This is a genomic window from Wolbachia endosymbiont (group A) of Campoletis raptor, from assembly GCF_964026755.1.
GTDB lineage: Bacteria > Pseudomonadota > Alphaproteobacteria > Rickettsiales > Anaplasmataceae > Wolbachia > Wolbachia pipientis.
This window is the reverse complement of record NZ_OZ034695.1, coordinates 65,023-90,267: the sequence shown is the minus strand read 5'-3', so window position 1 is coordinate 90,267 and position 25,245 is coordinate 65,023. Positions and strand designations below refer to the sequence as shown.

19 protein-coding genes, 3 tRNA genes, 1 rRNA gene and 1 pseudogene are annotated in these 25,245 nt (G+C 36.0%); 7 read left to right on the top strand and 17 right to left on the bottom strand.

From position 1 onward, the window contains the following. Window positions 1-7: 7 nt before the first annotated feature. Window positions 8-1,792, bottom strand: a complete 1,785-nt coding sequence (locus AAGD74_RS00460; protein WP_077188420.1) for a hypothetical protein — start codon at window positions 1,790-1,792, stop codon at window positions 8-10. Between the two features lie 144 nt (window positions 1,793-1,936). On the opposite strand from AAGD74_RS00460, the gene priA reads away from it, so the two are divergent. Next, window positions 1,937-4,279, top strand: coding sequence for a primosomal protein N' (gene priA, locus AAGD74_RS00455; RefSeq protein ID WP_265040694.1), 2,343 nt, complete (start codon window positions 1,937-1,939; stop codon window positions 4,277-4,279). Between the two features lie 9 nt (window positions 4,280-4,288). On the opposite strand, the gene petA is transcribed toward priA, so the two are convergent. The 6 genes and pseudogenes from petA to AAGD74_RS00425 form a co-directional block, all read right to left on the bottom strand. Then, window positions 4,289-4,888 (bottom strand): ubiquinol-cytochrome c reductase iron-sulfur subunit, encoded by a 600-nt coding sequence (gene petA, locus AAGD74_RS00450; RefSeq protein ID WP_010963095.1) that lies wholly within the window; start codon window positions 4,886-4,888, stop codon window positions 4,289-4,291. Between the two features lie 92 nt (window positions 4,889-4,980). After that, window positions 4,981-7,683 (bottom strand): DNA topoisomerase (ATP-hydrolyzing) subunit A, encoded by a 2,703-nt coding sequence (gene gyrA / locus AAGD74_RS00445; protein WP_338482608.1) that lies wholly within the window; start codon window positions 7,681-7,683, stop codon window positions 4,981-4,983. 52 nt (window positions 7,684-7,735) lie between these two features. Continuing rightward, window positions 7,736-7,808: transfer RNA gene (locus AAGD74_RS00440), tRNA-Val, on the bottom strand. A gap of 838 nt (window positions 7,809-8,646) precedes the next feature. After that, window positions 8,647-9,522, bottom strand: coding sequence for a tetratricopeptide repeat protein (locus tag AAGD74_RS00435; protein WP_265029909.1), 876 nt, complete (start codon window positions 9,520-9,522; stop codon window positions 8,647-8,649). A 168-nt stretch (window positions 9,523-9,690) separates the two neighbouring features. After that, entirely contained in the window at window positions 9,691-10,080 is a 390-nt protein-coding gene (locus tag AAGD74_RS00430; RefSeq protein ID WP_006279825.1) for a DUF1284 domain-containing protein, read from the bottom strand. Beyond that, window positions 10,077-10,603: pseudogene (locus AAGD74_RS00425) on the bottom strand (biotin transporter BioY). Before AAGD74_RS00425 ends, AAGD74_RS00430 begins: the two are co-directional and overlap by 4 nt. An 85-nt stretch (window positions 10,604-10,688) precedes the next feature. Between AAGD74_RS00425 and AAGD74_RS00420 the strand changes: the two are divergent. Then, on the top strand, window positions 10,689-11,276 hold the full coding sequence (locus AAGD74_RS00420; protein WP_006279823.1) for a nitroreductase family protein: 588 nt from the start codon (window positions 10,689-10,691) through the stop codon (window positions 11,274-11,276). Continuing rightward, entirely contained in the window at window positions 11,257-12,045 is a 789-nt protein-coding gene (dapF, locus tag AAGD74_RS00415) for a diaminopimelate epimerase (protein ID WP_006279822.1), read from the top strand. The genes AAGD74_RS00420 and dapF overlap by 20 nt, the downstream gene beginning before the upstream one ends. Before the next feature lie 8 nt (window positions 12,046-12,053). On the opposite strand, the gene sucD is transcribed toward dapF, so the two are convergent. From sucD to hemF, 9 genes are all read right to left on the bottom strand, one after another. Next, a complete protein-coding gene (gene sucD / locus AAGD74_RS00410; protein ID WP_338482611.1) occupies window positions 12,054-12,929 on the bottom strand; it encodes a succinate--CoA ligase subunit alpha in 876 nt (291 codons plus the stop codon). 3 nt (window positions 12,930-12,932) lie between these two features. Then, entirely contained in the window at window positions 12,933-14,084 is a 1,152-nt protein-coding gene (gene sucC / locus AAGD74_RS00405) for an ADP-forming succinate--CoA ligase subunit beta (protein WP_338482612.1), read from the bottom strand. A gap of 37 nt (window positions 14,085-14,121) precedes the next feature. Further along, window positions 14,122-14,322, bottom strand: a complete 201-nt coding sequence (gene rpsU, locus AAGD74_RS00400) for a 30S ribosomal protein S21 (protein WP_338482613.1) — start codon at window positions 14,320-14,322, stop codon at window positions 14,122-14,124. Between the two features lie 199 nt (window positions 14,323-14,521). Next, a tRNA-Pro gene (locus tag AAGD74_RS00395) sits at window positions 14,522-14,595 on the bottom strand. Window positions 14,596-14,813: 218 nt separating this feature from the next. After that, window positions 14,814-15,500 carry a 16S rRNA (uracil(1498)-N(3))-methyltransferase gene (locus AAGD74_RS00390; RefSeq protein WP_006279818.1) on the bottom strand — a complete coding sequence of 229 codons (687 nt, stop codon included), beginning with the start codon at window positions 15,498-15,500 and terminating at the stop codon, window positions 14,814-14,816. 28 nt (window positions 15,501-15,528) lie between these two features. Next, window positions 15,529-15,600: transfer RNA gene (locus AAGD74_RS00385), tRNA-Glu, on the bottom strand. 68 nt (window positions 15,601-15,668) lie between these two features. Next, window positions 15,669-16,019: a hypothetical protein gene (locus AAGD74_RS00380; RefSeq protein ID WP_245611069.1), complete on the bottom strand. Its 351-nt coding sequence runs from the start codon at window positions 16,017-16,019 to the stop codon at window positions 15,669-15,671. Between the two features lie 55 nt (window positions 16,020-16,074). Further along, window positions 16,075-16,791 carry a hypothetical protein gene (locus AAGD74_RS00375; protein ID WP_338482614.1) on the bottom strand — a complete coding sequence of 239 codons (717 nt, stop codon included), beginning with the start codon at window positions 16,789-16,791 and terminating at the stop codon, window positions 16,075-16,077. A gap of 81 nt (window positions 16,792-16,872) precedes the next feature. Beyond that, complete coding sequence (gene hemF / locus AAGD74_RS00370) at window positions 16,873-17,697, bottom strand: oxygen-dependent coproporphyrinogen oxidase (RefSeq protein ID WP_236514518.1); 825 nt, start codon at window positions 17,695-17,697, stop codon at window positions 16,873-16,875. 160 nt (window positions 17,698-17,857) lie between these two features. Between hemF and AAGD74_RS00365 the strand changes: the two genes are divergently transcribed. From AAGD74_RS00365 to AAGD74_RS00355, 3 genes are all read left to right on the top strand, one after another. Beyond that, window positions 17,858-20,338 carry a response regulator gene (locus AAGD74_RS00365; protein WP_341810655.1) on the top strand — a complete coding sequence of 827 codons (2,481 nt, stop codon included), beginning with the start codon at window positions 17,858-17,860 and terminating at the stop codon, window positions 20,336-20,338. A 90-nt stretch (window positions 20,339-20,428) separates the two neighbouring features. Continuing rightward, window positions 20,429-21,271, top strand: a complete 843-nt coding sequence (locus tag AAGD74_RS00360; RefSeq protein ID WP_077188426.1) for a ParA family protein — start codon at window positions 20,429-20,431, stop codon at window positions 21,269-21,271. Beyond that, window positions 21,268-22,119 (top strand): ParB/RepB/Spo0J family partition protein, encoded by an 852-nt coding sequence (locus AAGD74_RS00355; protein WP_006279814.1) that lies wholly within the window; start codon window positions 21,268-21,270, stop codon window positions 22,117-22,119. The genes AAGD74_RS00360 and AAGD74_RS00355 overlap by 4 nt, the downstream gene beginning before the upstream one ends. Window positions 22,120-22,916: 797 nt before the next feature. Here the strand turns inward: AAGD74_RS00355 and AAGD74_RS00350 are convergent. Then, window positions 22,917-23,531, bottom strand: a complete 615-nt coding sequence (locus tag AAGD74_RS00350) for a hypothetical protein (RefSeq protein WP_338482616.1) — start codon at window positions 23,529-23,531, stop codon at window positions 22,917-22,919. Window positions 23,532-23,684: 153 nt separating this feature from the next. Here AAGD74_RS00350 and AAGD74_RS00345 point away from each other — a divergent pair. Next, window positions 23,685-25,189, top strand: a 16S ribosomal RNA gene (locus AAGD74_RS00345). The last annotated feature ends 56 nt before the right edge of the window (window positions 25,190-25,245 follow it).

Here is a 25,245-nt window from a genome sequence, read left to right as displayed (position 1 = left end):
TTTTACATCACATTAACTCATCACTTTTATAGAACATCTCATTAAAATCATTTAGAGTTCCAAAATCCTGACCCTTGATAAACAGGTGATCATTAGCAACATGTGCTTCATCAAGAGTAAACAGCTCGTAATGATGATTGTGAGCGGGCCTAACAATTTCATTATATAAAACCATTACTTGTTCGTAGTTATATCCATCGCCAGCATGATATTTACCACGTACGGTATCATAAAAATTCTTTACATCATCATATGTCACTTGCAGCTCCACCTTATACTTTCCCACTTCAAGAGGACTTCCTGTCTTTATTTTTAAGGGATGTTGTGAATTTGCAACACTGTTAGAAGTTTCTGCTTCAATATCAGAATTTTTATCCATATTTTCTATCACACTTGCCATAACAGTTTCTTGTTCATCTTCTGTTGGTTTTGTTTGTTTTTCAGTCTTATTACTGCTACTGTCAGTTTCCACAGTTACTTTTTTTACTTCTATATCTTTTTGAGCTTTCTCATTACTTTGCTTGTGTATTTCATCTCCATGCAATTTTTTCTGCAGAGCTTTTTTCGTATCAGCATAATCATCACGATTGCTTTGCAAAGCTGGTTTATAACTGCTGCTATCATCCGCTTGCATTTGATCTATATAGTTAGATTCTTCTTCCTGTATAGTATTTTTTGCGTTATCCTCACCAACCGTTCCTTTCTCCCCAGACTTGGCTTCACTCTCTACCACAACTTCTTCGTCTACTTGCTCATCATCAATTGTAAATTCAGTACCTATCTGATTGCTATCTTCCTCCAATTCATTAGATAATTTTTCAGATAGCTGGTCACCACTCAAATATGGTTCCTTTGAATATTTAGCATAATTATGGGGATCGGTTCTGTTTTCTGAATAAAACCCACTTTCAAAGTCTGAGTAGGAGCTTTGATTGAGCACAAAAAATAAGTTTTCATAATTAACCAGCATATCACTATCAGGGCTAACAAAATTTAAATATTCATCGCCTTCCCATTCTGGGTGGTGTCTATACTCTGCTATGTAGTATTTACTAGAGTCGAGAGGTATCTTGTCACCTTCTTCCCCATCAAGTTGTAAAACTACTGCTGAATGCCCATTACCTAAATCATTACCTTTTACCACTTTGAATATTTTAATCTCATCCTTTTCTACAAGTTCTTTTAACTCCTCGTTCTTTTCATTTAACTCTTCCTCCCTTTGTCTTTCTGCTTCTCTTTCTCTTGCCAATCTTTCTGCTTCTTCATCAGCTTTCTTCTGCAGTTGTGAGAATACATTTTGTAATATATCTTGTGTGGTTAAGCTATTTGTGTTGCTTAAAAAATTATCTAACACATTTGATGCAATTGGTGACAATTCACCGTGATCATCAAATACTTTTTCCTTTGCTTTATCATAGTGATTTGGGTTATAGATTGCATACAGAGGATAAAAACCATAATCTGCAATTGACGCTCCGTCAGGTGATAGTTCCATTGAGAATCCATAGTAATTAAGTGGAAGATTGGAGGTTAAATATTTACCGTTATCATCCCTAACGTGTAGCTCACTTCTACCATTGTGCTCACTATATTTGTTGTAGTAGATATAAAAATTCTCATGGTTAAGATTGAAGTGATCATCTAGATTATCGAATTGAATTGTACTGCCAAGCTTCTCCCGCAAAAGATTTTTGCTTTCATCTGTAAGCTTTATATGTGCAGAAAAGTAGTATCGATCTATAGGTTCGCCTTTTTCTATTTCAAAGTTCAAAGTAATCTTGTCGTTGACCATTGGTAGCCTCCACAAATTCTATAAATCATTTTATTTATCAATCATACGGTCTGTACTATGAAAAATGTGTTAAACATTAAGATTTTCTCTGTACCGATTCATCTATATTGCCAAGCTTAATAAAGTTACAAGCTCTTTAAAACAATGTTAAACTCAATCACTATGGCAAAAACAGTTGACGTATTACTACCACTTCCAATTGATCAGTTATTTTCATATGCAATTGAGGAAAGTACTGAGATTTTACTTGGAGATTACGTAGTAGTGCCATTTGGCAAAAAACGCTTAATCGGAATAGTTTGGAAATACAGTGATAAAAGTAACCGAGAATTAAAATTTATTGAGCAAAAAATCGATTTACCAAATATTAGACCAAAATTGATTGCATTTGCAGAGTGGGTTGCGCAATACAACTTAATACCTATTGGTATGCTTGCCAAAGTGATAATGGGAGGAGTGTTAAAAGTAAATCACATAGATAAATTGGTTTGTGTTGAACAAAAGCAGGAAACAAGTGAAATAAGCTGCAAATTGAGTCCTGAACAGCAGGTAGCTAGTGATAAAATAATCAGCAATTTGAACGAATATTCAGTGACTTTGCTTGACGGTGAGACCGGGTCTGGAAAAACCGAAGTTTATCTCTCTGTGATTGCACAATTGATTAAGAATTACACTGCCGTTCCAAATGCTGCTCAGACTTTACCATCCCAGTGCCCAGAGACACAACTGTACGAACATTGTGATTTGGGTCTACCAAGAGGGTGTTATCCGAGTAGCCTGACACTGGGATCCAGTTTTTCATATAACCTCATTACAAATGTTTATTTTAACTTAAAACCAATACCTAATTTACAATCAAAATTCCTGGATTCCAGTGTCAAGCACTGGAATGACACCTTTATACTCAAGGCAAAACCCACTGTAACATTTAGCATACCGTCTTTGCCACGTACTAGTATGACACCAGAATATGTTGAAATGACATCAGGAGAAGGTAATGCGCAAGTGCTAATCCTCTTGCCTGAAATTGTTTTAACTTCACAATTGGTAAACCGTATTCATGGTCAGATATCAAAAAACTTAGTTGAATGGCACTCAGAGCTCACTCCAAAAACTCGCCGGAATAATTGGCTCAGCATAGCGAATGGAAATGCGCAGATAATTATTGGTGCACGGTCAGCGCTTTTTTTGCCTTATAAAAACCTAAAATTGATTATCGTTGATGAAGAGCACGACTCATCTTTTAAACAAGAACAGGGAATTATATATAATGCTCGAGATATGGCGATAATCTTAGCCAAATTTGAAAATATTCCGATTATTTTATCATCAGCTACTCCACTGCTTGAAACGATTCATCATGTTAAAAACGGGAATTACAATCATGTAAAGCTAACTAAACGATTTGGTGGTGCAGAATTGCCACTCATTAAAGTAGTAGATATGAGGAACAACAAGCAATGGATCTCCTCTGAGCTTTTTGAAAGCATCAAACAAACCATAGAGAAAAAACAGCAGGTTATGCTTTTTCTAAACCGCAGAGGGTATGCACAACTGGCAATTTGTAAAAAGTGTGGATATAAAATTTCCTGCTTAAATTGTGCTGTTTGGCTTACATATCACAAGAAAAAAAATGCTCTTTTGTGCCATCATTGCTCTTATCAATTAAAACTTCCAGAGAAATGCTCTAATTGCCAAAGTGAACAGCCATTGTCCCTCTACGGCATAGGAATTGAAAGGTTGCTTGAAGAAATGGTGAAATTAATACCAAACGCAAAAACTGCGATGATAAGCAGCGATCAGAAGTCGGTTAGTAACGTAATTGACTTGATATTGAAAGAAGAGGTGAACATTATAATCGGCACACAAATAATTGCTAAAGGGCACAATTTTCCCAAATTAACTTTGGTTGGAGTAATGAATGCAGATTTGAGTCTCGAAAATTCTGATTTGAGAGCAGCGGAAAAGACGTATCAATTATTGCACCAAGTTGCAGGCAGATCAGGAAGGTTTAATGAAAAAGGAATGGTAATAGTGCAAACCAATAATCCTGAAAGTTCAATAATAAAAGCATTGCTGCATCAAAAAAGAGACTCATTTTATGAAATCGAACTTAAGTCAAGACGCGAAGCCAAAATGCCACCATTTAGCAGATTAATAGCGCTTATAATCTGTGGTAAGAATCAGATTGCAACACAAAAAGCAGCGAATGAAATAGTAAAATCTCTTCTTTGTCATCCAAGTAGCTTAACTACTTGTATCCAGGAAAAAAATGTAGGTGTAGACAAAAAGGAATTTGAAATTCTTGGCCCATCACCAGCAGCGATAAATTTTTTAAATAATAAGTATCGGTATAGGGTATTATTAAAAATACACAATAAACACAGTTTATCTATACAAAAAAAGCTGAAATATTGGATTAAAAATTGTAACTTGAATTCGAGTATTGCAGTGATAATAGATGTTGATCCTGTGAGTTTTTTTTAACGAGTTCCGTTAAGCCTTCTTGCCAATTACCACAACATTCTCACTGGGAAAAAAATAATCAGGTACAGCCATATTTTTCGGTGCAGGACCCCCAATTACTCGACCTGATGTATCATAATATGAACCGTGGCAAGGACAGAACCAACCATTACCATCTCTTGTAGCGTGGTCAACCGGTACACACCCAAGATGTGTACATATTCCAAGCATAATTAACCATTCGTCTTTTCCTTCGTATACTCTCTGCTCATCTAATTGAGGATCCCTCAAGCTCTTCACATTCACAGCTCTTGCAGCCTCAATTTCTTGCTTTGTGCGTCTACGAATGAATACTGGTTTACCTTGCCACTTTACTTTTACTCCGTGTCCTTCCTGAATTCCAGACAAATTCACCTCCACTGTGGAAGTTGCTAGAACTTCAGCAGAAGGATTCATAGATTTAACCAGTGGCCAAAGTCCACTTGCAGCTCCTATACCTGCCATAGCGCATGTAGTTAATGTTATAAAATCTCTCCTACTCTTATTTTTAGTAAGATCTTTAACAGGAGGTGTTTTTTTATCCTCTTTGTCTGCCAGTGGTTTTTTATTTTTAGTTAATTTTTTGTCCATTGATCTTTACTTAGCCATAAGTATATATTTTAATTTAAATACTGCGTATTAATCAACAAAAACTTGCGCTTTTTGTTTAACCTATACTACGGTTAAGAAGCGATAGAGTTTTCAACTTCAAAAATACTATCTTCAGTGGAATCAGGATCTTCAATTTTCGCTACTGACACCACTTTTTCTCTACTTTCTGTTTTAAACAGAGTGACTCCTTGAGTGCTGCGTCCTGCAATTCTAATCTCATTGACCGAAATGCGAATTAACTTTCCTTTATCTGTAATAAGCATTATATTATCACCCTGCTCAACTGGAAAACTAGCAACAACATTACCGTTTCTGCTAGTAGTAAGAATATTGGTGATACCAACACCACCCCTGTTAGTTACTCTATACTCATACGCAGAAGTTCTTTTACCAAAGCCATTTTCAGTAATAGTTAATATAAACTCCTCATTCACTGCAAGTTTTAAGAATAATTCGTTATCTATTCCTAAATCATTCAAAGTCTTTTCCAATTTAGAATCAATGGAGTTATTAATTGCAGTCCCCAGTCTTTTTGCAAGTGGAACTTTTAAGTAAAGTTCTTTTGTTTCTGTTGCTACACCTATCCCATTTAATATGGTCATGGATATCACGCTGTCATTCTTTACAAGTTTGATACCTCTTACGCCATCTGAATTGCGACTCTTAAATTGACGCACATCACTTACAACAAATCTGATACTTTTTCCAAGCGTTGTTGAAAGTAAAACATGGTCAATTTCATTACATACCTTAACCGATACTAATTTGTCTCCTCCATCGAGCTTTATTGCTATTTTTCCATTGCTTGGAATATAGTGAAAGTCCGCTAAAGAGTTACGCCTTATGTTTCCATAGGCAGTAGCAAAAACTATGTTTTGATTTTCGTCATTTTCACTTGGCAATGGCATGATATTAGTTATAGTTTCACTATCGCTAAGCGGAAATATGTTAACAAGCGCTCTTCCACGTGCAGTTGGTTCTGCAAGAGGCAACTTATAAACCTTTAATCTATAGACTCGGCCAATATTAGAAAAGAATAAGAGGCTAGTGTGAGTATTTGTCACAAATAATTCTGTAATTACATCTTCTTCTTTTAATCCCTGTCCTAGCTTTCCTTTTCCACCACGACGCTGAGTTCTGTAGTGAGAAAGTTTCACACGCTTGATATAACCATTCATAGTTACGGTTATCACCATATCCTCTTGTGGAATTAGATCTTCAGCTTCAATGTCCGCGTCTGACTCCTCTATTGAAGTTTTTCGCGGCACAGCAAATCTGTTCTTTATTTCTTGTAGATTGTTTTTTATTTCTTTCATCAACTTCTCTCCTGAGCCAAGAAAAGCGATATATTCTTTTATCAGGTTGATCATTGAACTTAGCTCAGCTTCTAATTTGTCTTTTTCAAGGCCTGTTAAACGCTGCAGTTTCATATCAAGGATAGCCTTAATCTGTAGCTCAGTTAATCTATACACTCCATCTTTCAAAAAGCTTGAGCTATCTGAAATCAACTCGATAATAGTGTTGATTTCATTCGAAGTTTTCCATTCTTTATTTAAAAGTTCTCTACTTGCTTCCGCAGGATCTTTTGCACCGCGGATGATTTTTATCACTTCATCTATGCTGAGGACCGCAATGTAGAGCCCTATATATATATGAGCTTTTTCTCTCGTTTTTCTTAGACGAAATTCTGTTCTCCTGATTAACACTTCTTTTCTAAAGTCAACAAAAGCAGCTATGATTTCTTTTAACGACATCAAAGCAGGCCTGTTGTTATTGAGCACTAAAGTGTTAACACTAAAACTACTTCTTAGTGGAGTTAGCCCCAATACTTGATTAAGTATAAAACTTGCTTCAGCATTTCTTCTGAGGTCAATTACTACTCTAATACCAGACTTATCGGACTCATCCCTAATTTCTGTTATACCATCAATTCTTTTTTCTTTTACAAGCTCACCTATCTTCTCAATTAATTTTACTTTATTTACCTGGTAAGGTATTTCATCAATCACTATTGCTTGCCTATCTTGTGGCAGATCTTCTATATGAGTCTTGCCTTGCACAACAATTGATCCACGACCAGTTGCAAATGCTGATCTTATTCCAGACCTTCCAAGAATTGTTCCCCCAGTTGGAAAATCCGGCCCTGGCATCACTTCAAGTAACTCATCCAAAGTAACTTCAGGATTATCTACATATAACATACAAGCATCTATTATTTCTCCAAGGTTGTGAGAAGGAATATTGGTTGCCATACCAACTGCAACACCACTTGCACCGTTTACCAATAGATTCGGAAACTCTGCAGGCAGCACAACTGGTTCTGTTTCATTTCCATCGTAGTTTGGCCTAAAATTAACTGTATCTTCATCAATATCATTCAGTAAAAAGTGCGACACTTTTTGAAGTCTTGCTTCTGTGTATCGCATTGAAGCTGGTGGATCTCCATCTATCGAACCAAAGTTACCTTGCCCATCAATAAGTGGTAAAAGAAGAGAAAAATCTTGAGCCATCCTGACCAAGGAATCGTAAATAGCTGCATCACCATGTGGGTGATATTTCCCCATTACGTCCCCAACTATACGAGCCGCTTTTTTATATGGCTTACCGGCATCGAATCCAGCTCTTGACATTGCATATAATATGCGCCTGTGAACAGGTTTAAATCCATCCCGCACGTCAGGTATAGCCCGGCTTATGATAACGCTCATTGCGTAGGAGAGATAAGAATCTTCCAGCTCTTTTACTATTGAGATTGGTACTATATTATCCTGCATTTTTTATACTTTAATTGAAGTAATTAATAATACTAACATTCAGTTAAGCAAATGGGCAATGACAGACTTGAACTGCCGACCTCCTCGGTGTAAACGAGATGCTCTACCAGCTGAGCTAATTGCCCCTTTAGATTTAATTCTATAGCTCAATATTATTATTGTAAACAAAAATAGCAATAAATTGTATCCGTTCAGCAGAGTGGCAAAATAGGTAGACAAGGTGATCTAAAAAGATAATCATAGAGTAAATGTGAGGTAAGTCCTTACAATAAATGGTGTCGTCCAAGTAGCCGACACTGGGATCCAGAAAAAAGAATGGTGTCATTCCAGTGCTTGACACTGGAATCCAGCTTTTTCATAATCATTAAAACGTTGTATTTTAACATAAAACAGCTATTTTTATGCTCGCCAACTTAATAAAATTCCTGGATCCCAGTGGGCTTTGTTGCATCGCTACTTATGAAAGGCTAACTATAATTAGGATTATAAGCAACTTATTGAAAATCTTGTTTTTTTGCAATCAATCTGATCAAATTTAAGAATAGTAATTTGTTATTTATATTAATAAATTTAATTCTATTGAAAATAGCTAAAGCATTGAAATTCTTGAATTTTAGCCGGATTAGTGAGTGGTAGTGAAATTTCTTTTACTCAAATTTAGGTATTCACTGACCGTTCTTGTTGTAAATACCAGAATAATAAGCTACTGATATTCTCCACCTTTTTTATCTTTAATCCATCATAGCTAGCGATGCAACAAAGCCCCCAGTGTCAAGCACTGGGATGACACCCTCCTAATAGGCCAAAATCACAATGTTCGTACAGTTATGCATTTGTTGTGTAAATTACCTTTGCAAACAAATGTTCGTACAGCTGTGTTTCACACACTTTGCTTCAATATTTGCACATTAGCCACTCACTTGAACAGATACGATAAATTAGATTTAGGTGAGCTATAAGCTTTTATGAAATCTTTGAGTGCGTGCTGTGAAGTTTTATAAATTTTAGTCTTGCTGTCACTTTGTATAAAGGTATTTTTTCACTCACATCTTTCGAAGTTGTAGCCATGTTCAACAATTTTAAGTAGAATATTGTAGCATTTTGAAAATCTGAAAGTTTATCTAGAATAACAGCTAAATTATAAGTATAAAAAATATTGTTTTCATCGAGGGAAATAGCAGTTATCATATACTCTTTACCTTTTACATAATCCTCCTTTTTCATATAGATCATACCTAAATTTGCTAATAAAGGAGCATAATTTTTATGTATATCATACAATTTTAACATTTCACTCAACGCCAGATCAGGATCATATTGTGAGATTATCGTCAGAAAATTTTTTAATATGTAAGGGTTACTAGGGTGTTCTTTTAACAGTCTTGTGTAAATCTCTACAGCTTTTTTGTATTCTTTATTAGCGTAATAAATATTTCCCAATCCAATTAAAGCATTTTTATGATAAGGAAACTTTGCGATAATCTGATTAAGGAGAGAAATAGCTGCTTCATTATCTCCTGATTCAAAGGAATCTTTTGCTTTTTTTAAAGTAGAGTATATGTCAAAACTCTTGCCAGAATTCTGCGAAATTTTGATATTAAATTTGTCACTTTTTCTCTCAATAACATCAAGATCTTTATATTTTTTATCAGCTTTTATATGCTTGACAACACTATCGAAGGCCTTTTGTATCTCCAAATTTTCACTAGCATAGGTAACAGAAGACCTCCATAAAATCACAACGCAAATTAACATGCAGATAAACATAGGTCCTAGTGTTGTGGCATTGGCTGCAGCGTGTAACCAGTAAACCTTATTTCTTTGAGCTATGCGTAACACATTACAAATTCATAAATGCTAAATTACCTATCTCATACAATAATAAAGATATTATTAATTAGCGGGACGAACATGCTGTGTAGCTTTTCAGAATGCATTTATCTTTTGTCTTCCATATTTCGCTTTATTTCCACAAAAATGCTTCAATTTATCTTAACATTTTGTCAACTACCTTTGTAGATTTAAAAGGGCATTTTTACATATTCCATATGGCTGCCAGTTGCACCCCTCACATGCGTACTCGAATTTCTTTAAAGACATTTTCTCCCTAATCTTTTTTACTGCCTCATTCCAAGTTAAAGTCTCGCCAATTTTAATTCCTAAAATTTCCATATGCCTTCTATCTAGCTCTAAAACTTTAGCTTGTGTGGTGCATTTACCTTGTTTAGTCTGATTTGGACAAGCACTACAGATATTATCAAGGTTACCAACTACTTCGATTTGAGTACTAATTACTTTGCTTGCTATCCTTTTATAATTTTCTACAAAACCCTGAGAATACCCATATCCCCGAAACGCGAGGGTGCACATGAAATGATGAGGGCGGAATTTTATCATTTTTTCAAATATTGCAAAGCTGCTACAAGTAGAAAAATTTTTACCAACCAGGAAGGATAAATGGTAAAACACCCACCATTATTGCTTGTCCCAGACCCAAGTAAACAGCAAGCCAACTAACACCACAAATAAAGATTACAACTGTACCAGCCAGACAACTTAAAGAATTACACACAAATGATTTATATTTAGAGTTCAGTAATTCATTTACTTTGCTCATTACCATAACAGCAGCTAAACAGCCAATTAAATATCCACCGGTTGGTCCAAGAAGAGCGTGATAACCACCAGAAAAATTCGCAAGAACAGGCAATCCTGCTGCACCAAGTGATAGATATGTAAGCACAGAATAGAATGCTGTTCTGCGGTTAAATTTAAGCCCAATAAGCATTACTCCTAAAGTTTGCAATGTGATAGGCACAGGCTGCAATGGTATACTTATTTGAGCCATCAAGAATAAAAGTAAAACGCAAGACAATATTTCAGCCAGTGTTGATCTGCTGCTAGATTGTGTTATAAACATACCTTCCCAATAAAAATAACTTATTGAATGTAATATATGTGTATGAGAGGTTTTGCAATTTAAATTTTGCTTATATTGTGCTACAATGAATTATTTATGCACTATTAAATTAAAAATGATGAGTAAACAAGATCTATTATCGTTGATGAAAGCAAGACACAGCGGACGTTCATACGATCCTACAAGAGCAATATCTCAGGAAGACATGGATATTTTAATGGAAGCTGTAAGGCTGACTCCCTCATGTTTTGGTGATGAACCCTGGAGATACGTAATATGCAACAAACAGAACAATCAAAGCGCATGGGAAAAGCTGCTAAATTGCCTTGATGAATCTAATCAAAAATGGGCAAAAGATGCACAAGTGTTAATCATATCTTTAAGTGCTAAAAACTTCCGTAAACAAGGTAAAGGAGAAAATCTTTGGGCTAATCATGATACTGGTGCAGCAAATTATGGACTTATGTTACAAGCTGCAGTTATGAACTTAATGGCCCATCAAATGGGTGGATTTGATAGAGATAAAATAGTGAAAGAGTTCAATATACCCAATGACTTTAACGTAATGTCAGTGATAGCGGTTGGTTACGAAGAAGAGGGTGCTGAAACAAGTAAGAAGAAAAGAAGACCAATAGAAGAAATATTTTTTTATGATGAGTGGCCAAAATTCTGAAAATTTTATCAAAATGCACGGCACTGGTAACAATTTCGTTATCATAGACTCACGTTCAACAAACAATTTAGACTGGAACCATAGACAAATTGCTGATCAAAGCAGTTGTGATCAAGTGATAATTATAACAATGTCTAATGCTGCAGACTGTTTTATGCATATCTATAATGCTGATGGAAGTCGAGCTGAAATGTGCGGAAACGCAGCACGCTGTGTTGGATATTTGATAATGTCAGAAAAAGGTGCTGAATACTCCATTATTGAGCTAACAAGCAAACGCATTTTAGAGTGTTTTAAAGTGGGTGATAAATCCATAAAGGTTAACATGGGTAAACCTTTGCTAAAATGGCATGAAATTCCCTTGTCTACTGAGTGTGACACTCTTCACTTACCTATAGAGCTTGAAATGCTAAAAGATCCTGTTGCAGTAAATATTGGCAATCCTCACATAGTTTTTTTTGTTGATAACATAAGTGAAATACCATTGCGAAATTTAGGACCAAAGCTAGAAAATCACGCATTATTTCCTCGGAAAATTAATGTTAGTATTGCACAAGTTGAAAAGTCTGGAGAAATAGCTTTAAGAGTTTGGGAAAGAGGTACAGGCATTACTGCATCATGCGGTAGTGCAGCCTGTGCAGCACTTGTTGCATCCACACTACGTGGATATCTGGTTGCCCAACAGACTTCAGTAAATTTACCAGGAGGCAAGTTATTAATCGAATGGGCAAATAACGTATTCATGACCGGTGATATAGGGTTTTTGTGATCCTAATTCTAGTGATGCATTACTTCCAATACCTTCTTACCAATTACTGCAGGGGTTTCAGCAATTGCAATTCCAGCGCTCCGCATAACTTCTAGTTTTGCACCAGCACTTCCACCGCTGGAAGAGATGATTGCTCCAGCGTGTCCCATACGTCTTCCTGGAGGTGCCGTTTGGCCTGCTACAAAACCAACGATTGGCTTTTTAGTTTTTTCTGTTTTTACAAAATGTGATACATCTTCTTCTTCGTTTCCACCTATTTCACCAATAACTACAATACCATGAGTATCGTCATCTTTTAAAAAGAGCTCCATACAGTCAACAAATGTCATACCATGAACTGGATCTCCCCCAATTCCGATACATGTGGATTGACCAAGACCAACAGCGGTTGTTTGTGCTACTGCCTCGTAAGTTAAAGTTCCGGAGCGAGACATAATTCCTATGTGTCCACGCTTATGGATATGGCCAGGCATAATTCCTATTTTGCATTCTTCAGGTGTAATAATTCCCGGGCAGTTGGGACCAATCAATCGACTTTTTGAGCCGATAAGCGCACGCTTAACTTTCACCATATCAAGTATAGGAATGCCCTCTGTAATACAAATTATCAATTCTATTTTTGCATCTATTGCTTCAAGTATTGCAGGAGCAGCAAATTTAGCAGGTACATATATAACTGTAGCATTTGAACCGGTTTTTTCTTTGGCTTCTGCTACAGTATTAAAAACCGGTAAATTAAGGTGAGTGCTACCACCCTTTCCAGGAGTTACACCTCCCACCATTTTCGTTCCGTAATCAATTGCTTGCTCTGAATGAAATGTGCCTTGTGCACCAGTAAAACCCTGGCATATTAATCTTGTATCTTTGTTTACTAAAACGGACACGCTTTATTTTACCTCTTTTACTATCTTTTGCGCAGCTTCATCTAGCTCATCTGCAGCAATAATATTTAATCCTGACTCTTCTAAAATTTTTTTTCCTTCTTCAAAATTAGTACCTGATAATCTAACCACTAGAGGAACTTTAATGCTCATTTCTTTTGCAGCCGCAACAATTCCACTTGCGATAATATCGCAACGCATTATACCACCAAATATGTTAACCAGAATTCCTTTTACGTTGCTATCAGACAATATGATTTTAAATGCTTCAGTTACAGTTTCTTTACTCGCTCCACCACCAACATCCAAAAAGTTAGCAGGCTCTGCTCCGTAGTATTTTATTATATCCATTGTTGCCATAGCAAGACCTGCACCATTTACCATGCAACCAATACTGCCATCCATTTTGATGTAACTGAGCCCATACTTTGAAGCCTCTATCTCTTCTTTCACTTCCTCATCATAATCACGAAGTTCCATAATTTCTGGGTGACGATATAAAGCATTATCATCGAAATTAATTTTTGCATCGAGCGCAATAAAATCTCCAGAATTTGTTTCAACCAGTGGATTAATTTCAATTTGGCTCGCATCAGTTGCAATAAACGCATCATATATTTTTTTTGCAATGCTCGATATCTTTTCTATTTGTTCTGGACTCAAATGAAAACTGCTGCTTAACTTGCTGCTATCAAAACTTGTAGCAGGATCAATATCAAATTTCACAATTTTTGCAGGAGAATTTTTTGCCACTTCTTCGATGTCCATTCCACCTTCTGAGGAAAATATGAATATTGGCCTACTGAGCTTCGGGTCGATTACCAGGCTTAAATAATACTCTTTCTTAATGCTTGAGCCTTCTTCAACGTACACTTTTCTTACTTGCTGCCCGCTTGGCCCTGTTTGATGAGTAACTAAAGTCATACCAATCATGTCCTTTACAAACTGTTGAGCTTCTTCAACTGACTTTGCTAGCTTTACGCCACCGGCTTTACCCCTACCACCTGCATGAATTTGAGCTTTAACTACAAACACGTCAGATTTTAATTGACTTACTTGAGTCTTTACTTCTTCTGCAGATGTAGCAACAAAACCTTTTGGCACTGGGACATTAAATTTATGCAAAACTTCTTTCGCTTGATATTCGTGAATATTCATAAAATAACCAATGATAAACTATTAACTTGAGTACAAACTACCAACCATAACGTTGCCTTCTGCACTCTTGTTGGTACCTCTTTTTTTTAGCTTCAGCTTTCTTTTTAGCTCTTTTTTCTGATTTTTTTTCATGATATTGTTTTTTCATTTTCAACCCTTTTCCTTCCTTTTGAATTGTTTTTTTCAATACTGGAAGAGCTCTGTCTACATCACCATAATGGACTGATACTTCTATCAAACTCTATACCTCCTTCGGTAATCATTTCAAAATCTATTTATAAATTAGAAAATTAACATTGTCAATTATTTTATAAACTTGAGCGTTAAAATGTAATATGCCATAATTTACATGGTAAATAATGTCATTCCAGTGTCAGCTACTTGCTTACTGATGGAGATTGCTCTTATGTTACAGCGTTCTTACAATTATACTAACATCGGGGCGGAGAGATTTGAACTCCCGACCCTTTGGTCCCAAACCAAATGCGCTACCAGGCTGCGCTACGCCCCGACTTCTTTACTCAGAGTATCAATAACTCAGGCAAAATGCAAGATTCATTTGTTTACTTTAGAAAAAATATAATATGAGATTTAATATTATCTTAGAATATGTTTTTTATTAGCTCCTCTTTAACAACAGACTGCTTCGTAGAAAGTCTACAGGGTTTTTGTGCGCGCAACACTGAACCAGATTTCTTTATGACCCAAACCTTAGCCATATTTAAAAATCTAGCTACACCAATTGGTGAAAGTGAGTGCAGCAACTACAGCAGTATCGACCCTTAAAATTCTTTTTCCTAGACTCAATTTTTGACAAAACTTATCGGCAAGATCAAGTTCATAAGATGAAAAACCACCTTCAGGACCAACAATAATAGCAACATTTTTTTTGCCTTTCAGCACTTTATCAGCTTTACCTGTTTCATCACACAAAACAAAATTTTTACTTTGGGAATCAGGTAACTCACAAAAGTTAATAGGAGGCAAAATCTCTGGTATACTTATCCTACCTGATTGTTCCGCTGCTTCGATTGCTTGTAATTTTGCTCTACTTAGGTTAATATTTTTTACCACTGTACGTTCTGTTGAAATAAATTGAATGCAGATTACTCCCATTTCAGTTGCCTGTCTTACTATGTTGTTCAAAGCAGCACTTTTTACCATGGCACAATACAGGTATAAATTTTCCTCATATTGCTGTTGTTTAGTGCATTCTTTGGGTGTAACTTCTGTCAATTTACGCGATATATTAACTACTTCTCCTAACCATTCTCCATCTTTTCCATTAAAAAGAGAGAGATTATCATACTTCTTAAGCCGCATTACATTGCAAATATAGTGACTTTGTTGTGGATTAAGTGCTAAACTCACGCCTTGTGATAAAGCTTCTTCAACATAGAGCCTAATTTTTCCCATTCAAAACTTTAATTATATTCTACTTGAGTGACTCTTACGGGATTTGAACCCGTGTTACCACCGTGAAAGGGTGGTGTCCTAACCACTAGACGAAAGAGTCAACTTGAATCTAACTAGGTTATATCGATTACATATATAAAGTCAATTCAATTATTTTGAATCACATAGTTAGAGGGATATATCAGTAATCTTATATCGACAGCCTCCTATTACTCCATGCTCAATACTCACTGAACCTATCTCAGATTTAGGAGCTAATTCTAATTGTTGTTCAACTTTTGTATCGGAATCGTAGCCAGAATCTCTACGCTCATATTTCTGCCTTATTTCTTCTACACTAAAGCCAGCCTTGGTCTTAATTTTTTGATCATTAGTCTGTTGCTGACTTATCGACTTATTAGCACTTAGCTCATTTAGCTTCACTTGCCAATCATTCACTTTATCTTGCACTAACCCATGGCAAGTTCCAGAATTAGCTTTTATGTCTTTTGCTTTTCTTTCTGCTCTTTTCTTGGACAAATCTACCCTAGCATAAATAGGTTCTGACGACTGTTCTGGCTCTTTCTGTTTTAGGCTAGTAGGCTTTTTGTTCTGAAAGATCATCTATAGTGCAATAAATAGGTTCTTCTGATATACTCAAATAACCACTATCGTCCAATGATAAATTTTCAGTGGATTTTTTATGTGAATCATATATTTCAGCATAAATAGATTCTTCTGATACACTCAAATAACCATTCTCCCCTAATGAGTTACTAACCTTAGTGTCATACACCTCAGCGTAAATGGGCTCTTTTGAAGGCAAAGCATCATAGCTAGTATTCTTTGACTTATACTCAAAAGTTCTAGGAGGTTTTTGTTGTATAGCTTCAATATTCAAATCATCTGTAGAATAATACTCTGCGCCTTTTCCTAGTAAAAAGGAAACTGTGGGGTGAAGAATTATCTCTGCTGGTAAGTTTTTCTCACTATCCAATTTTAGATTTTTTGATTCTGCTAAACTCTCAATAACACGAATTATAACATTCTTTCCATTCTCATCTATTGAGTGGATATCAGCTCCACGATTAATCAGCAATTCCATTATTTTGTGATCTGTAGCATGTCCTAAAGCCTGATTTAAAGCTTGATTATTATTTATATCAAATGATCCTGTATCCTTGAGAGACATAGTCTTTGAAAAGAATTTTCTAAAACTATTTAATGCATCATAGAGAATTAGAGTCAGTTTAACACCTTTTATGTCATTGTTTTTGACAGATTTAATTAAAAAATTATCTATTATGCCCATGATTATACCCCCTATATAAAAGCTCACTACCATGGTACAATTTTAAACTATGATGATTTATTTTCTACTAATAGCAGCTCTCTATAACCACTTAACAAGTGGTGGCATTGACATCATAATTGCATCTGGATTGCCGTCAGTCATTAAACCAAACCTTGTGCCACGATCGTATAACAGATTGAATTCTACATATCTGCCACGTTTTATTAATTGATTTTCTCGTTGTTCTTTTGTCCAAGATTTTTGCATATGTTTACGTATGACGTGCGAATAAATTTCCAAAAAGGCTTCACCTACTGCTTTTGTGAACTCAAAATCGTTTTCCCAGTTGCCAGAACTCAGATTATCATAGAAAATGCCACCAATGCCACGCGGCTCTTTTCTGTGTTGTAAGAAAAAATAATTGTCACATTGCTCTTTAAATTTTGGATAATATCCGGTGTCAAATCTATCACATGTCATTTTGATTGATTCATGGATATACTTGCAATCTTCTTCATTTTTATATATTGGCGTAAAATCCATTCCTCCACCAAACCATTGTTTTGAAGTATATATCAGCCTTGTGTTCATATGTGCTGCAGGGATAAGGGGCGATTGCATATGAGACACTAAAGATATACCGCTTGCCCAAAACTCTCCGTTACTTTCACTTGCACCAGGAATTTCATTAATGGCTGAATCTGCAAATTTTCCGTGTACTTTTGAAACGTTTACTCCAACTTTTTCAAAAACATTACCAAAAATAATTGTAGATTCACCACCTCCACCACCTGGGCGATCCCACTTTCTCTTTTCGATCTTTGGCTCTGCGGATGATTGTTTTTCAATTAATAAGAAAGATTCTATGATCTTATCTCTTAGTGCACAGAACCATTTAAATGCTTGTGTTTTTTGTTTTTCCATAATATCCTCTTGCTGGCTTATTAACATTGTTATATCTGATATTTAAGGAACTTAATTAGATTTGGATGATAATTATCTATCAAAGACGTTAATAAATCTATAATAATTAAATCAATATAATAGAACATTTTCGTATGTACAACAATGCCAAGTAACAATAATGAATAAAAGATACATAGATAACAAAAAAGAGAACAGGGTTGACTTCATACTAAGAAATTATGGAATGTCAATTGTTGTGATGGCAGTTATTATGCTCTTACCTCCAGTAGCAATATCGATACTCTACTTTTTTGATATATATAGTCAGCATATTAATATAGAGATTAATTTATTAGTTAGCATTCTAACAACTCTCTTTATGATGTATAATGTAAAACGCTACAGATACCTACTTAATACTATAGAATTTCAAAATGCAATATTTGCAAATGCACTAAATCATAATACAGAATTTTGCCTTATTTTACATAAGGATGAAGGTATTATTTATGCTGATGCAAGGTTCTACGAAAGGTTTAAAGATCATATAGATGATGACATTACGTTAGCCAAGATTCTTGAAATAGGAGATGTTTCAGAAGCAGACAAAAAAGTACTCTATCATGCACTAAAAAATAACTCTTCTGTACAGGTATGCATTTCCTTAAACAAGAAGAATAGAGTATCTAACTTTCTTTTGCTCTTTGAGCCGATACCAGATAATCCCCAAATTGCTATAAATAGTAATAAGATTTTAAATTTATCATTAGTGCCAATAGCAAGGCCAGATGGGTATTTTGTATTCAAAGCAACACAGATAAACAAGGAGCAGATATATGAAGAGTTAATAGAAAAACACAGCATAGGAACTTACATTGCAAATGCCAAAGGGGTGATTTTATCTGTAAATAAAAGATTTTTAGACATATTTGAACTAAAAAAACTGGAAAAAGGTAGCTCAATCAGTGATTTTATATCTCAATCTAAATATAACAATACAACAACCGATAATGAAATTTTGTTTTTTACTATAAGTGGTATTCCATTCAAGGCTTATATGAGCACTGCTATATTTTGTGATAAATACAACCATAGCTATATATATGGCTTTATAACACCAACCGAATCAAATATTGTTGATTATCAATTACACCCTTGTTTTGCAAATTCATCAATTGCTATTGCACAATGTGACATAAACGGCAACTTTGTAAAGAAAAATACGGCACTAATAAAGCTTGCAGGGTCAGATAATAATTCAATCTTTACGTTGATATTGGATAGTTATCATGTGAAAATACGTGAATATTTTTCGAGTAATAGAATAAATAATGCGTCTTTTGATGTACAGCTCAACGGCGGTAATAACATAAAAATATATTTCAATAAGTTTCTTCATAATAAAATGATCTTCATACTTTGTTATTTTATTGACAATACTGAACACAAAAACCTAGAGATAAAGCTTGAGCATTATCAAAAGATGCAAGCTATAGGGCAGTTAGCAGGTGGTATTGCGCATGATTTCAACAATATATTGACTGGGATAATAGGATTTTGCGATTTGCTTTTACTCCAACACTCAGCTGGTGACCCATCTTTTGGAGATATAATACAGATACAGCAGAATGCAAAGCGTGGATCAAATTTAGTAAGACAATTGCTTGCTTTCTCAAGAAGACAGACCTTGCAGCCAAAAATTATTGATGTAAATAATACTATAGCTAATCTTTATGAAATGATAAAAAGATTAATAGGTGAAAATATAAAATTTAATATTTATTATGGTAGAGACTTGGGTGCTGTTAGGGCTGATCAAGGGCAATTAGAGCAAGTTATACTTAACTTAGCAGTCAATGCTAGTGCTGCTATGGAAAAGGGCGGAGAATTAACTATACGAACCTTTAATCAAAAGATTGACTCATTAAATTCTACACCTCAGGATATGTTTTCTCCAGACAAGGAAGCGATTGAACATGGAAATTATGTTGTGATTGAAGTAATTGATACTGGATGTGGAATGACGAGTGATACAACTGAAAAGATCTTTGATCCATTTTTTTCTACCAAAGATATTACCTCTGGTACAGGTCTTGGCCTCTCTACTGTATATGGCATTATTAAACAAACTGAAGGATACATCTATGTTGCTAGCAAAGTAAATCATGGAACTAAATTTAGCATATTTTTGCCCATGGTTTACATATCAGATGAAAATGATAGAGAGGAAGATAGTGAAGAAACAGAAAAACCGGTAGTAAGTGAAATTAAAGGTAATGGTATAATTTTATTAATCGAAGATGAAGATTCAGTAAGGGAATTCATCTCTAAAGCACTCAAAAGAAAAGGATTTGATGTAATAGAAGCAAGCATAGGCAGCGAGGCGCTAGAAATAATCAGTAAAAAAAGTCAACACATAGATCTTATAATCACTGATGTAATCATGCCAGAGGTGAGCGGCCCAGAAATAGTTAAAGAAGCGTTGATCCATAGGCCAAATATCAACGTTATTTTTATTTCTGGGTATGCAGAAGATGCTTTTTTAAAGAGTGATGACATCAATATAGAAGATTTTCACTTTTTGCCAAAACCATTCACTCTGAATGAATTAGGAAACAAGGTTCAAAGTGTGTTACACAAAGTAAAAAAGACAGTCTAATTTTAGTGTGGTTAGCAACAAAAAAATTTTCTAATGCAAAAGTTTCTTGCATATATACAATAGAATTATTTTATACATAAGATAAAAGGCGTGAGCAAGATTATTGCAATAGTAAATCAAAAGGGTGGAGTTGGCAAAACCACAACTAGTATAAATTTGTCGACAGCCTTTGCTGCTGTAGGAAAAAGCACTTTATTGGTAGATCTTGATCCTCAAGGAAATGCTAGCACCGGACTCGGGATTTCTTATCGTAGTAGGGAAGAAAAAAACATATACAAAATACTACTAAGCAGCGAAAATAGATTGATAGAATCGGCAATTTTCAATATAAAGGAAATTCCAAATTTATCACTAATTTCGTCAGTAGTTGATTTATCAGCTGCAGAAATTGAATTATCGCAACTTGAGCGAGGAAAATTTGTGCTAAAAAGCGCATTAGAGAAGATACGCGATAATTATGAGTATATAATCATCGATTGCCCTCCATCACTTGGGCTTCTAACCATAAATGCTTTGACTGCTGCTAATTCTATTATTGTCCCTCTTCAGTGTGAATTTTTTGCTTTGGAGGGATTGAGCCATTTAGTTAAAACTGTAGAGCTGATAAAAAGAAATAACCTAAACCCTTTTTTGGCAATAGAAGGGATAGTGTTAACAATGTATGACAGGCGCAACAAACTCAGTGAACAGATTAAAAACGATATTTGCCAGTATTTAAATGATAAAGTATACAAAACTATCATCCCATTGTATGAGACTGTTATTCCACGTAACGTACGGTTATCAGAAGCGCCTTCTCATGGAAAACCCGCTATTGTGTATGATCTTAAGTGTCCTGGTGCACAAGCATATATAAGTTTGGCAAGGGAAATTTTAAAAAAGCACGCGAGCAGTTGTAAGGAGAAGAAACTAGTAAGCGAGGGCGTAGTATGAAGGATGATAGACGCCTCGGCAGAGGTCTTGCCGGCCTCATAGGCGATAATTATGATAATAAAGAAGATCGACAAGAGCACTTGCCTATTTCATTACTGCACCCAAGCAAATTTCAACCGAGGAAACATTTTGACGAGGAGTCATTAAGAGAACTTGCAAATTCGATAAAGAAAAGTGGCATTATACAGCCTATCGTGGTACGCAAAGATTCAAATGATGATGGTTATGAAATAATAGCTGGAGAACGTCGTTGGCGAGCAAGCAAGATTGCAAATCTTGATAGTGCACCGGTTATCATAAAAGATCTGAGCGACAAGGAATGCTTGGAAGTATCCATTATTGAAAACATACAAAGGCAAGATATTAATCCAATAGAGGAAGGTGAAGCTTACAGAAAACTGATAGATGAGTTTTTCTATACACATGAGGAATTAGCTTCAGCTATAGGCAAAAGCCGCAGCCACATAACCAATATGATTCGGATGTTGTTGCTCCCTGATAGGGTGAAAACAATGATCAATGAGAAAAAATTGTCTATGGGTCATGCAAGAGCGTTGATTAATGTTGAAAATGCGGAAAGTATTGCAGAAAAAATAGTTTCTCAGGGCTTAAGCGTTAGACAAACTGAAAAACTGATAAAGGACCTACATCAAAACAACAATCAAAAAGAGCAGAGATATACTAGAAATCAAGATATGACAGTAATAGAAGGCGCTATATCTTCTCAACTTGGTTTAAAGATCAAAATTAATGACAACAATTCTAAGGGTAAAGTTATGATACGGTATGATAATCCAAATGAATTGGATTTGATATTGAAAATTTTGAATAGGAAACTTGAGGCATAGCTAGTAGTTGGCTAGCAAAGCAACAAACCAATATCAACTGTTGGTGTCATGAAAGTAGCTGACACTGGAATCCAGGAATTTTATTAAGTTGGTAAGCATAAAAGTATAACTTCTACGTCATACCGCCGCGGTATCCGCTAACAAGCAGCGGGATGACGATTGTCAGGGTAGCTGTCATCCCAGTGCCCTGACTACTTGGATCCAGGAAAAAGAATGGTGTCATCCCAGTGCGTGATACCCTAGTAGAAATCGTTTTTGTAATTGCAACATTCGTGCAATCTTTAGCCATAAATATTTAAAAAATTTACCAAATAAAAAAAAAGGCAAAAGAAACCCCGTGGTGGTTGGCTACTTACCATGTACTAAAATATCGGCGTTTTTTTTATTCTAAAACGCTTGATTAAGAGCGATTTAGCTGCTTTTAACTTGCAACTAACCTACACCGCAAGTGTTTAAGAAATTTACTAAGCAGGAAAAAAGGCAAAGAAACCCCGTAGTAGCTAGCATTCAAATTCTCCCTTGTCAATTTGACGTTTTTTGCTGTCTTAAACGCTTTGTAAGCGCGTTTCGGCTTATATAGGTAAAAACCCAGAATTTTTAAAGACATGCGATGCACGTAGTGCGAAAAATTAAACATGAGACGCCAAATACCCTAAGTTTTTTGTCATTAACCTGCACAGATTGCGAAGATAAATAAATAGCTTCAGTTTTATGATAAGGGAGCTGGCGAGGCTTGTCAAGGAAGTTTTTCGTTTCATCCAATGCGCTGCCAAAAGCTATGCAAAAAGTCCAATGAGTTAACTCCCATATATCCTGAGTAATTCTTGTGCATTAGCTTTGATTAGGATAGGGCATTTTCTATCATTTAATAGGGAACGCAATATTTCAGTTGCACCCTGAACGTCGTTATTGTGTATCTTTACTATAGCGATGGCTTCTTGGCTTGAATAAGGGTATACTGTGCTTGATTCTAAATTATCAATTTTGTCTTTATTTATTTTTTCACCGTTGGAGTGAAGTAAGCTCATTACTTCTGAATATTGTGCTAACTCACGCAAAACACCAGGAGCATCTTTATCATCTGCCAAATCATTATAAATAGATGCTGTGTCTGTTGGCATTGAATCTGAGATATGATTGAATGCGCGTTCAAAATTTGCTAAATACTCCCAATTTGAATCTATTTCTTCTAGCAGCGGCTTATTATCTTTTTTTAAGAATAATACTTCGTAAAACTTGTCACCTGCAGTTATAGATTGTTTTGTGTTATCAATGTTGCGCAATAAGTATAATGTGATGCCAACTAACATTGGCGCGAGTGCAAGCAGAAAGATGTATTTTTTCATGGTAATATTCCAAATAGTTATATATTTATACATTAATGCTTTTGATTTGCAAAAACATATTGACATAGTGATTATATCATATAATAATATTCTTAAAGTTGTTTGAATAGTTGGAGATTAAAATATTTCTAAAGTAGAAATAAAGACAGCAGTATTAAGCTAAATTATTTTTTGTCGGATTTATCCGATGTACCCTCAACCTTTTATAGGTTGAAGTCTAAATTTGAGAGTTTGATCCTGGCTCAGAATGAACGCTGGCGGCAGGCCTAACACATGCAAGTCGAACGGAGTTATATTGTAGCTTGCTATGGTATAACTTAGTGGCAGACGGGTGAGTAATGTATAGGAATCTACCTAGTAGTACGGAATAATTGTTGGAAACGGCAACTAATACCGTATACGCCCTACGGGGGAAAAATTTATTGCTATTAGATGAGCCTATATTAGATTAGCTAGTTGGTGGAGTAATAGCCTACCAAGGCAATGATCTATAGCTGATCTGAGAGGATGATCAGCCACACTGGAACTGAGATACGGTCCAGACTCCTACGGGAGGCAGCAGTGGGGAATATTGGACAATGGGCGAAAGCCTGATCCAGCCATGCCGCATGAGTGAAGAAGGCCTTTGGGTTGTAAAGCTCTTTTAGTGAGGAAGATAATGACGGTACTCACAGAAGAAGTCCTGGCTAACTCCGTGCCAGCAGCCGCGGTAATACGGAGAGGGCTAGCGTTATTCGGAATTATTGGGCGTAAAGGGCGCGTAGGCGGATTAGTAAGTTAAAAGTGAAATCCCAAGGCTCAACCTTGGAATTGCTTTTAAAACTGCTAATCTAGAGATTGAAAGAGGATAGAGGAATTCCTAGTGTAGAGGTGAAATTCGTAAATATTAGGAGGAACACCAGTGGCGAAGGCGTCTATCTGGTTCAAATCTGACGCTGAGGCGCGAAGGCGTGGGGAGCAAACAGGATTAGATACCCTGGTAGTCCACGCTGTAAACGATGAATGTTAAATATGGGAAGTTTTACTTTCTGTATTACAGCTAACGCGTTAAACATTCCGCCTGGGGACTACGGTCGCAAGATTAAAACTCAAAGGAATTGACGGGGACCCGCACAAGCGGTGGAGCATGTGGTTTAATTCGATGCAACGCGAAAAACCTTACCACTCCTTGACATGGAAATTATACCTATTCGAAGGGATAGGGTCGGTTCGGCCGGGTTTCACACAGGTGTTGCATGGCTGTCGTCAGCTCGTGTCGTGAGATGTTGGGTTAAGTCCCGCAACGAGCGCAACCCTCATCCTTAGTTACCATCAGGTAATGCTGGGGACTTTAAGGAAACTGCCAGTGATAAACTGGGGGAAGGTGGGGATGATGTCAAGTCATCATGGCCCTTATGGAGTGGGCTACACACGTGCTACAATGGTGGCTACAATGGGCTGCAAAGTCGCGAGGCTAAGCCAATCCCTTAAAAGCCATCTCAGTTCGGATTGTACTCTGCAACTCGAGTGCATGAAGTTGGAATCGCTAGTAATCGTGGATCAGCACGCCACGGTGAATACGTTCTCGGGTCTTGTACACACTGCCCGTCACGCCATGGGAATTGGTTTCACTCGAAGCTAACGACCTAACCGCAAGGAGGGAGTTATTTAAAGTGGGATCGGTGACTGGGGTGAAGTCGTAACAAGGTAGCAGTAGGGGAATCTGCAGCTGGATTACCTCCTTAGGCTTTGCGCATAACTTACCATTTTTAATGATGGTGTTGTTATGTGCTATACTGCT